General features: G+C 76.0%; 1 protein-coding gene and 1 pseudogene. One reads left to right on the top strand and one right to left on the bottom strand.

Translation table 11 applies throughout. The features are described from left to right. Nucleotides 1-244 (bottom strand): annotated as a pseudogene (locus FEF15_RS19160) (GTP cyclohydrolase); the annotation flags it as partial. A gap of 86 nt (nucleotides 245-330) precedes the next feature. Here FEF15_RS19160 and FEF15_RS19155 point away from each other — a divergent pair. Beyond that, nucleotides 331-1,173, top strand: a complete 843-nt coding sequence (locus FEF15_RS19155) for a RibD family protein (protein WP_163561066.1) — start codon at nucleotides 331-333, stop codon at nucleotides 1,171-1,173. Nucleotides 1,174-1,576: the final 403 nt, after the last annotated feature.

Genomic DNA, 1,576 nt, shown 5'->3' with positions numbered 1-1,576 from the left:
GCTCCCCCTCGAGCCCGGGCGGCAGGGGGAGCCGCGCCGGGCTGTCGCGGTGGCACCCCAGCCAGGCCAGGCGATGGCGGCTGAGCACCAGCGCCGGGCGGGCCGCGGTTCGGGCGGCGAGGCTCGCCACCGCGGCCTCGGCGGCACCCTCCACCGGCTGCACCAGCAGCGGCGTCGGCGCCGCTCCGATCAGTACCGGCAATCCACGTCGCAGGTCGAAGATGGCGCGTTCTACCTGATGCATGTCGCACTCCTTGGGCGTCCGCCGCCGCTTGTGAAGACGCGGCGTTCGACGCATCCTGCCCGATGACATCCCTCGACGGAGCCAGCATGCGCGACCCCGCCCCTGAACTCGATCTCACCGCGGCCTGGGAGTGGCTGCAGCGTGCGACCCACGGCGAGTCGCTGGATGAGGCCGTCCTGCGCCTTACCGCCGTGGGCGACTGGCAGGCCGCCGTGCCCGTCAGCACGGCGGCGGGTGCGCTGCTCGATAGCCTCGCCCCGGTGGCGGCCCACCGCGGGCGCCTGGCCATCGCCCAGCTCGGCCAGAGCCTGGACGGGCGCATCGCCACCGAGAGCGGCCACTCCCATTACGTCAACGGCCGCGAGAGCCGGGTTCACCTGCACCGCCTGCGCGCCCTGGTCGATGCCGTGGTGGTGGGCGCCGGCACCGCGGCCGCCGACGACCCTCGGCTCACCGTGCGCCACGTGAGCGGGCGCCACCCGGTGCGGGTGATTCTCGACCCCCGCGGCCGGGTGCCCGCCGAACTGCAGCTGCTGAGCGACCCCGCAGCCCCCACGCTTCACCTGATCGGCGAGGGGGTGACGCGGCCCGACGCACCAGCCGCCCACGTGACCCGGCTGACACTCCCCCTCCAGGACGGCGGCTTTGCCCCGGCCGGGGTGCTCGACCTGCTGGCCGAACGCGGCCTGGCACGGGTGCTGGTGGAAGGCGGCGGCGACACGGTGTCGCGCTTCCTGGAGGCCGGCGTGCTCGATCGCCTGCACCTGCTGGTGGCGCCGCTGTTGATCGGTTCCGGCCGGCCCGGTCTGACACTCGCGCCCATCGTCACCCTGGCCGAGGCGCCCCGCCCGGCGACGCGCGCCCTGCCCTGCGGCGACGACACCCTCTTCGACCTCGCCCTGCGACAGCCCTCCACTGCCGCGCCCTGAGATGCGGCGACGCCGCGCCAGGTCCACCAGCAGGCAGAAGGCGCCGGGCAGGCTCGCCACCAGCACCAGGCCACCGTAGGCTGCCGAGACCGCCACGCCCTGGGCCGGTGGCAGCCCCACCGCCGCCCACGCCAGAGCCGCCGCGCCCTCGCGCACGCCCCAGCCGGCCACTGCCACGGGTGCCAGCATGGCGATGAGCACCGGCGGCGCGAGGGCCAGCAGCGTGGCCCAGGGCAGTGTCACGCCGATGGCACGCGCCGCGCAGGCGAACACCAGGGCGTAGCTCGCCGTCACCAGCAGCGAGCCGGCGAGCTGGCGCGGCCAGACCGAGGCGGCGAGCAGGCTGCGCCGCAGATCGCCGGCCAGCCCCGCCAGCGGCCGGGGCGGCCGCCGATGGAGCCGC

Source organism: Halomonas sp. NO4 (assembly GCF_010994375.1).
Classification (GTDB): Bacteria; Pseudomonadota; Gammaproteobacteria; order Pseudomonadales; family Halomonadaceae; genus Halomonas.
This window is presented reverse-complemented; position numbering and strand designations above follow the sequence as displayed.

Bases quoted from the DNA above. Each gene is read 5' to 3' on its own strand.
- FEF15_RS19155 (WP_163561066.1), top strand. From the start codon at position 331: ATGCGCGACCCCGCCCCTGAACTCGATCTCACCGCGGCCTGGGAGTGG.